Source organism: Streptomyces sp. adm13(2018), from assembly GCF_008042145.1.
Classification (GTDB): Bacteria; Actinomycetota; Actinomycetes; order Streptomycetales; family Streptomycetaceae; genus Streptomyces.
This window is the reverse complement of the sequence record NZ_RDBH01000111.1, coordinates 1-9,018: the sequence shown is the minus strand read 5'-3', so window position 1 is coordinate 9,018 and position 9,018 is coordinate 1. Positions and strand designations below refer to the sequence as shown.

The window sequence follows — 9,018 nt, the reverse complement described above, 5'->3', positions numbered from 1 at the left end:
GGGGAAGGGGGCGCCCACCGGGCGCGTGTGWCGGCCCCGGTAGGCGTACCCGGCACCCTCGGCCGSCCGGCCGTGCGGTGGCGGGTACAAGCCAGTGCCGCCGTACGGCCGGCCGGCCGAGGGTGCCGGGTAGGCCCCGGGGAGTCCGCGCCGGTCGGTCGGCGTACGGGCTCCCCGGGGGCTGGTCAAGCCAGTCGGCCCGCGGCCTCCTCCTCGCTCAGGGCGTCGATCTCGGCGATGAGCAGGGCCTCCACCCGGGCCGCCAGGGCCGCCGGGGTCGGGCTTTCGAAGACGTCGCGGATCGACACGTCGAGGCCGACGTCCGCCCGGATCCGGGCGGCGACCCGGGTGACCAGGAGCGAGTCCGCTCCGAGGGCGTGCAGATCGTCCAGCACTCCGACCTTCGGCAGCCCGAGCACCTGCTGCCAGAGCTCCACCACCAGGCCCTCGGCCTCCGTACGGGGTGCCAGGTACCCGTCCGGGCCGCCCGCCGGATCGAGGCCCGGATCGGGCAGGGCGGCGGTGTCGAGTTTGCCGTTGGGGGTGAGCGGGAGGGTGTCGAGCAGCACCACGGCGTCCGGCACCATGAAGGCCGGCAGCCGCCGGGCCAGGTGCTCGCGCAGCGCGCCCGCCTCCGGCGCGGCCTCCTCCCCGGCGACGGGCCGCGGCACGGCGTAGGCGATCAACCGGCGCCCGTCACGGACCAGTACGGCCGCCCGGGCGACGGCCGGATGGGCGGTGAGCGCGGCCTCGATCTCGGCCGGCTCGATCCGGTACCCCCGGATCTTCACCTGGTCGTCGGCGCGGCCGAGGAACTCCAGCTGCCCGTCGGTACGCCACCGGACGCGGTCGCCGGTGCGGTACATCCGGGCCTCCGGCGCGTCGGCGAACGGGTCCGGCAGGAAGGCCTCCGCGGTGAGCCCGGGCCGGTTCGCGTAGCCGCGGGCCAGGCCGCGGCCGCCGATGTACAGCTCGCCCTCGGACCCGGCGGGCAGCAGACCCCCGCGCTCGTCCAGGACGTAGAGGCGCACTCCCGGCAGCGGGCGGCCGAGCGGGGGACGCCGTCCGGCGGCCGGTCCGAGGGCGGGGGTGTCGGCGCGGCCGCCGGCGAGGTCGCCCGCGGTGACGATGACGGTGGCCTCGGTCGGACCGTAGGTGTTGACCAGCCGGACGCGGTCGCCGTGCCGCTCCCGCCACTGGGCGAGGGTGGCGGCGCGTGCCTCGGAGCCGCCGAGGACCACCAGGCGCAGCGCCGGCGGCCAGGGAGTGCCCTCGCCCGGGGACACCAGCTCCTGCCAGTACGCGGTGGGCAGGTCGAGGACGGTGACGGAATGCCCCGCCTCGCTTCGCAGCAGGTCGGGCAGCATCCGCCCGCCGCCGGGCAGCAGGACGACGCAGGCGCCCGCGGTGAGGGCGGGCCAGAGCTCCTCGGCGTGGGTGTCGAACCCGATCGACGCGAACTGCACGATCCGGTCGCCGGGCCCGAGCCCGTAGCCGTCCGGGCCGGCCATCCACCGGACGCGCTCGGCGAGGGCGCCGTGCTCGACGGCGACGCCCTTCGGGGCGCCGGTGGAGCCCGAGGTGTAGAGGACGTAGGCGAGCCCGCCGGGGTCGACCCCGGGCAGGGGCCCGGCCTCGGTGCCGTCCGTTCCGGGCACGGCCTCCGGCTCCTCGGTCCGCCCGGTTCCGGTGGACGGCTCGTCGAGGGCCAGTACCGGGACGCCCAGGTCGGGCCGGTCGCCGCCGGTGACCAGCAGGGCGGCGTCCGCCTCGCCGAGCATCAGCCGTCGCCGCTCGTCGGGATGCGCGGGATCGAGCGGCAGATAGCCCGCCCCGGCCTTCCAGATCGCGAGCAGCGCGACGACCAGGGCGAAGGAGGGCTCGATCAGGACACCCACCGGGCGTCCGGTCACCGGGCCGAGCCGTCGGGCCAACGCGTCCGAAGCGCGGTCGAGTTCGGCGTACGTGAGTACCTCGCCCGCGCAGGCGAGGGCGGGCGCGTCGGGGCGGGCGGCGACCTGGTCGGCGAAACCGCGCAGGATCGGTCGCGCCTCCCCGGCGACGGAGGGCCCGGCACCGAGGGCGAGCAGCGCGGCGCGCTCCTCGCCGGTCAGCAGCCAGTCCCCGTGCAGCGGGATACCGACGTCCAGGACGGCGCGGTCGAGCAGCCCGCGGACCCGGCCGGCGAGGGCCTCGACCGTGGAGCGCTCGAAGAGCTCCCGGTCGAAGCAGAAGGACAGCGTCATCCCGCCGTCGGGAGTACGCCAACTGTCCAGCAGCAGATCGGTCTTGGCCCGGTCGAAGCCCGAGTCCATGTCGGCCGTGCGGACGCCGGCGGGCAGCACCGCCTCCGCGTCGGCCGGATCGTGCTGGCTCTGGTGGACGAACACCGCCTGGTAGAGCGCGTCGCCCCCGGGCCGCACGGGCAGCCCCAGTTCGGCGGCCACCCGTTCGACCGGCACGTCCTGATGGCTCAGCGCGGCCATCGTGGCGGTACGGACCCGGCGCAGCACGGTACGGAAGTCGGGGTCCCCCGTGAGGTCGGCGCGGATCACCCCGGTGCGGGCGAAGTAGCCGAGCAGCGCCTCGTGGGCGGTCTCGGTGCGCCCGGCGAGGGGGGTGCCGACGGCGAAGTCGAGGCTGCCGCTCCAGCGGGCCAGCACCATCTGGTAGGCGGCGAGCAGCACCATGAACGGGGTGCAGCGCTGCTCGCGGGCCAGGGCGTCGATCCCGGTGACGAGGTCGGACCCCAGGGCGAGGTCGGCGAAGCCGGCCGGACGGGCGGGCTCGGCCGGCCTGGGGTGGTCCAGGGGCATCCGCAGGGCGCCGACACCGGCCAGGCGTCCGCTCCAGTACCGGAAGGCCTCCTCGGCGCCGCCGCCGTCGAGCCTGGTCCGCTCGGCGCGCGCGAAGTCGCCGAACTGAAGCGTCAACTCGGGGAGGTCGGCCTCCTCCTCGCCGGTCTCCTCGCGGTACAGCGCGAGGAGTTCCCGCCACAGCACGGTGAACGACCAGCCGTCGGACACGATGTGATGGACCACCAGGCCCAGTGCGTGCTCGTGCGCGCCGGAGCTGACCAGGACGGCCCGGAGCGGCGGCTGCTCACCCAGGTCGAACGGGTCGTTGGCGAAGGGCGCGCAGGCGGCGGTGAAGTCCGCCTCCTCCGCCGCGTCGGGGAGCGTGACGAGGGTGAGTGCGACCTCGCGGACCGGCTCGACGACCTGGACGGGCCGCTCGCCGTCCAGCACGAACCGGGTGCGCAGTACCTGGTGCCGGGCGGTCAGCCGGGTGAGGGCCGTGCTGAGGGCCCGCGGGTCGAGCGGGCCGCTCCAGCGGCGGTTCAGGTACATGTTGAACCCGGCGTCGTGCGGGTTCAGTTGGTGCAGCATCCAGAGGCGGCGCTGCTCGTCGGTCAGCGGATGGCGGACGTCCGGGGTGGTCGGGGCGGTCATGCGGTGATCTCGCTTTTCGCTCGGGCCTGGAGGGTCTCCAGACCGATCAGGTCGTCGGACTCGGCGTCGGGGACGTCCCGGTCGAAGCGGGCCAGGACGGGAACGAAGAAGCTGACGAGGGCCAGTACGGCCATGGCGAGGCCGAACACCAGGTAGAGCAGGCCGATGCCGCGCCCGTCACCGGTGCCGATCAGCGCGCCGACGCTGGAGGCCAGCGCGCCGCCCTCGTCCATCAGCGGCTGGAGCAGCCCGGGGCCCAGCGGGGCCACCACGGCGAAGCCGATCGGCAGGGTGGACCAGGCGACCATGGTGTTCACCGCGATCACCCGCCCGTGGAAGCGCATCGGGACCTTGGTCTGGACGACCGTCGCGTAGATGCCGTTGAGCAGGGCGAGCCCGTAGGTCATGCCGAACGCTCCGGCAGCGACCACCGCCACCGAGGGCCGCAGTCCGGTGAGGACGCAGGCGGCGGCGAGGCCGAGGGTGGCGCACAGGACGCCGCGCAGCCGCATCCGGCGCGGCCCTCCCCAGACCAGCAGGGTGAGTCCGCCCAGGACGGCGCCCAGGCCGGCCGCGGTGGAGACCCAGCCCGCCGAGGCGGTCGACGAGAACGAGAGGACCAGCGGGGTGACGAGCAGGAAGAGCGGCGAGAGGAAGATGTTGAGCAGCGCGAACCAGAACAGCATCGCCCGGAAGTAGCGGCTGCCGAGGGCCCGTTGGAAACCGGCCCGCATCTCGGCGCCGACGCTCTCGCGGCGGGTGGCGGCCATCGCGTCGGGGAAGCGCACCGCCAGGGTGACACCGGTGGCGATCAGATAGCTGACGACGTCGAAGACCAGGATGCCGCCGAGGCCGATCACATGGAGGATGCCGACCGCGATGAGCGGGACGAGGAACTGGGCCAGGCCGAGCGCCATCTGCACCACGCCGTTGGCGCGGCCGAGGTAGCGCTTGGGCACCAGCTGCGGGACCGCCGAGCCCCAGGCGACCCGCTGGAAGGCGAGCGAGGCGGAGAGCAGGGAGATCATCACGTAGCAGTGCCAGACCTCCAGCGAACCGCCGAGGTACAGCACCAGCATGGCGGCCTGGGTCAGACCGGCGGCCACGTCGCCCCAGAGCATCACCCGACGGCGGTCGCCCCGGTCCACGACGGCACCGGCCAGCGGGGCGACCACGATGCCCGGCACCAGGCCGAAGGCGGCGAGCAGCCCGAGCTGGAACAGCGAACCGGTCTGGAGGTAGACCCAGATCGGCAGGGCGAACTCGGTCAGGGCCGAGCCGATCATCGAGAGCTGCTGGCCGGTGGCGATGGCGAGGAACCGGCCCATGGTCGGGCGCACCGGTCGGCGCGTCCCGGACCTTCCCGGAGTACCGGAGCGGTCCCGCCGCTGCGGCCGCCCGGCCGCCTTCTCGTCCGCCGACGCCCCGGCGACGGGCTCCGCCCCGGCGTCCTCCGGCACTCCGGCCACGGACTCCGCCCCCGCGCCGTCGCGGGACAGGCCGGCCAGCCACCAGGTCGCGCCGTCGGTGCGGTGGTGGCGCGCCTCCTCGCCGGCGGCCAGCGAGCGGTGCACCCCGGTCAGGATGTCGGCCAGCTCCCGCGCCCGGTACTTGAGGAAGAAGTGCCCCGCCTCGTCCAGGACCACCACCGCGGCGGTCCCGGTGATGCGGTGCCATTCACGGAACCGTTCCTCGTAGAACTCGGTCGCCGGATCGCGGTCGCCGCACACGGCGATCACCGGTGCCGTGAGGACCCCGCCCTCGGTCTCGTACAGCTCACCGAAGTAGCGCTCGGCCTCCTTGGTGCCGACCCGCCGGTTGCGCACGATCAGCCGCAGCTGCTCCTCGTCGACCTCGTCCACGTCGAGCCCCGCGGCGGCCAGGGCGTTGATCATGCCCTGGTCGCTGCGCAGGCGGGCGGCGAGTTCGGCGAAGCGCTCGGCGAGTGCGGCGCCGCGGCCCCCGGGGCGGGCGAACGGGAAGATGCCCCCGAGGTGGACGGCGTCGATCGCGCGGCCGGCCGCCTCCACCCGGCGGGCGATCTCCACCGTCAGCCGGACACCGACGCCGCAGTGCCCGTAGAGCACCAGCGGTCCGGCGACGTTCGCGACGATCTCCTCGGCGCAGAGCCGGGCGACCTCGTCGATGTCCATCGCCTCCTCGCCCAGCTCGTGGCCGGGGACGGCGAGGGAGTGCAGGGCCCAGTCCGCCGGAAGGGCGTCGGCGAGCGGCTTGTAGATCAGCGCGCTGCCTCCGCCGTAGGGGGCGCAGACCACGCTGCCGGCGACCTCCCGGCGCTCCGGGGTGAGCCGGTGCAGCAGCCGGAGCGGGCCGCGGTCCCCCTCGGGCGCGGTGACCAGCGCGGCGAGCCGACGGACCGTCGGGTGCTTGAAGAGGTCCATCACACCGACCGGGGTGGCCAGGTCGGGGAAGGCCCGGCGCATCCGCGCGACGAGCTGGGTGGCGAGGAGGGAGTGGCCCCCGAGCTCGAAGAAGTCGTCCAGCGCGCCGACCCGGGGGAGTTCGAGCAGGTCCGCCCAGAGGGCGGCGATCACCTGCTCGGTCTCGCCCTCGGGCTCGACCTGGGCGCCGGCCGCCGGACCGTCCGCGGGGGCGGGCAGCGCCTTCCGGTCGACCTTGCCGTGGGCGAGCAGCGGCAGCCGTTCCATGACGACGTAGCGGGCCGGGACCATGTAGTCCGGCAGCACCTCGCCCAGCGCGGCGCGGAGTTCGGCCGCGGTCGGCGGTTCGCCGCCGCCGGGACGCTCCAGGTGGGCGACGAGGTTCTGCCGGACGCCCTCGCCTCGGGTCGTGACCACCGCCTGGGTGATGCCGGGCAGGGCGGTGAGCGCGGCCTCGATCTCGCCGGGTTCGACGCGGTAGCCACGGACCTTGATCTGGTCGTCGGCGCGGCCCAGGTACTCCAGCGCCCCGTCGGCCCGCCAGCGCGCGAGGTCGCCGGTACGGTACATCCGCGGGCCACCGGACCCGGGCTCGCCCGCGCCGGACGCGTTCGGATCGGGTGCGTTCGGATCGGGTGCGTACGGATCGGGCAGGAACCGTTCGGCGGTCAGGTCCGGCCGTCCGAGGTAGCCGCGGGCCAGCCGGTCCCCGCCCACATACAGCTCTCCGGTCACTCCGGGCGGCACGGGGGCGCGGTTCTCGTCGAGGACATAGCAGCGCCCGCCGGCCAGTGGCGTTCCGATCGGGGTGCTGCCGGGTGCGCCCGGGGTCCGCGCGGTCACCTCGTGGACGGTGATGCCCACCGTCGCCTCGGTCGGACCGTAGTGGTTGAACACCGCGCACCGGCCGAGTGCGGCGATGCCCGCCGCCCAGGACGCGCCGCTGGCCTCGCCGCCGAGGACCAGCGTCCGGCGCGGCAGCAGTTCGTCGAGCGGCGCGTCGGCCGTCAGGGCGGCCAGGTGGGAGGGCGTCATCTTCAGGTGGTCGATGCCCGCCCGGGCGATCTCGCCGGCCAGTTCCACACCGGCGATCCGGCGCGGCAGCAGGTGCACCCGGCCGCCCGTCGTCAGGGCCAGGTAGAGCATGGTCATGCTGAAGTCGAAGGCCAGCGACTGGAGCAGCCCGTAGGACGCCCCGGGCTCGATCCGGAGCCGCTCGCGCGCCCCCGCCAGGTAGTTGAGGAACTGGCGGTGCWGCACCGCCACGCCCTTGGGCGTACCGGTGGAGCCCGAGGTGTAGATGACGTACGCCAGGTGGTCGGCGCCGGAGACCTCCGCCAGGGGCGACTCGTCCTCCCCGTCCGTCCCCCGGGCCCGGTCGGTCAGCAGGTCCACGGCGGGGTGGTCGCCGAACCGGGGCCGCAGCACGCTGTCGGTGACGAGGACCCTGGCCCCGGCGTCGGCGACCAGGTGGGCGAGCCGGGCGGGGGGCTGTTCGGGGTCGAGCGGCAGGTAGCCGCCGCCGGCCTTGAGCACGGCGATCAGGGCGACCGCCAGCTCGGGGGACTGCTCCAGGCAGACGGCCACCCGGTCGTCCGCGGCCACGCCCAGGGCCCGCAGGCGCCGGGCCATGGCGTTGGCCCGGCGGTCGAGCTCGCCGTAGGACAGTGTGCGGTCCCCGAAGACCAGCGCCGGCGCCCCGGGTGTCCGCGCGGCGGCCTCGGCCAGCGCCCCGGTGAGCGTGGCGGGGCCGCCGTCCGGGAGCGCGGGCCCGGCGGCCCAGGTCTCCAGTACGTTCGTGCGCTCCGCCGCGCCCAGCAGTGGCAGCCGGTCGACCCGCAGCGCGGGGTCGGCGACGCCCGCCGTGATCAGCAGCTCGAAGCGCTCGGCGAGCCGCTCGACGGTCCCGGCGTCGAAGAGGTCGGTGCGGTAGGTGAGCAGTCCGTACAGGCCGCCGTCCGCCTCCTCCCGCATGTAGAGGGCGAGATCGGCGTGGGTGGTGGTGGCCTCGTAGCCGAAGCCCCGGGAGTCCAGGCCCGCCGGGCCCGTCGGGGCGCCGGCCGCACGGTCGCCGTAGTTCTGGAAGGCGAAGGTGGTCTGGAAGACGGCGGCGCGGCTGACGTCGCGCTCCACCGCCAGGTCGCCGACCATCTGCTCGAACGGCACCTCCTGGTGCGCGTACGCGTCGAGCGTGGTCTCGCGGACCCGGCTGATCAACTGCCCGAACTCCAGTTCGGCGGAGAGTCGGGCGCGGATCGGCAGCATGTTGACGAACGCCCCGACGACGTTCTCGAGTTCACGGTGGAGGCGACCGGCGACGGCCGAGCCGACCGCGAAGTCGCGCTGCCCCGCGTGCCGGCCCAGCAGGGCCTGGAACCCGGCCATCAGGACCATGTACGTCGAGGCGCCGTACGCCCGCGCGACCTCGCCGATGCGGCGGGACAGCTCCGGGCTCCAGCGGAACTCGGTCGCGGCGCCGTCGAAGGTGAACAGCGGCGGGCGCGGCCGGTCGGAGGGCAGCTCCAGGGCCGGGACGCCGTCGAGCGCCGTACGCCAGTACGCCCGGGAGGAGGCGAGCGGACCGTTCTCCAGCCGGTCCCGCTGCCAGACCGCGTAGTCGCCGAACTGGACGTCGAGTAGCGGGAGTTCGCCCGGTGAGCCGTGGGCGTGGTGGGCGTACCGGGTGTCGAGCTCGCGGTGGAGGAGGTCGATGGACCAGCCGTCGCAGATGATGTGGTGCATCACCAGGGCGAGGACGTGGTCGTCCTCGGCGACCCGGACCACCAGGGCGCGCACCAGCGGGCCGGAGCCGAGGTCGAAGGGCTCCGCGATGAGGGCGCCGAGTGCGGCGGTCGCGCGCGCCTCCGGGTCGGGGTCGGTCGTGGCGTCCACGTGCCGGACCGTGAACGGCGCGGGCTCGGCGACCCGCACCTCGGCGGTACCGGCATCGGTGGTGGGAAAGCTCATCCGCAGGCTCTCGTGCCGGGCCACCAGATCGGTGAGCGCGGCGTCCAGCGCGGCCCGGTCGAGCGGGCCGCGGAGGCGGCGGGCCGGAGCCAGCGTGTAGGCGGTGGAACCGGGGGCGAACTGGTCCATGAACCAGAGGCGTTCCTGGCCGCTGGAGAGCGGCGGCGGGGTGTCCGCCGGGCGGGGGTCCACCACCC

The 9,018-nt window shown here is 75.0% G+C and carries 2 protein-coding genes; both read right to left on the bottom strand.

What is annotated here, in order from left to right; translation table 11 throughout:
• Positions 1-185: 185 nt before the first annotated feature.
• Entirely contained in the window at positions 186-3,452 is a 3,267-nt protein-coding gene (locus tag EAO70_RS09910) for a non-ribosomal peptide synthetase (protein ID WP_148002640.1), read from the bottom strand.
• Positions 3,449-9,013, bottom strand: a complete 5,565-nt coding sequence (locus tag EAO70_RS09905; protein ID WP_261992787.1) for a non-ribosomal peptide synthetase/MFS transporter — start codon at positions 9,011-9,013, stop codon at positions 3,449-3,451. The genes EAO70_RS09910 and EAO70_RS09905 overlap by 4 nt, the downstream gene beginning before the upstream one ends.
• Between the last annotated feature and the right edge of the window lie 5 nt (positions 9,014-9,018).

What these genes read in the sequence shown, in the direction of transcription:
- EAO70_RS09910 (WP_148002640.1), bottom strand. Translation starts at nt 3,452, where the DNA reads ATGACCGCCCCGACCACCCCGGACGTCCGCCATCCGCTGACCGACGAG.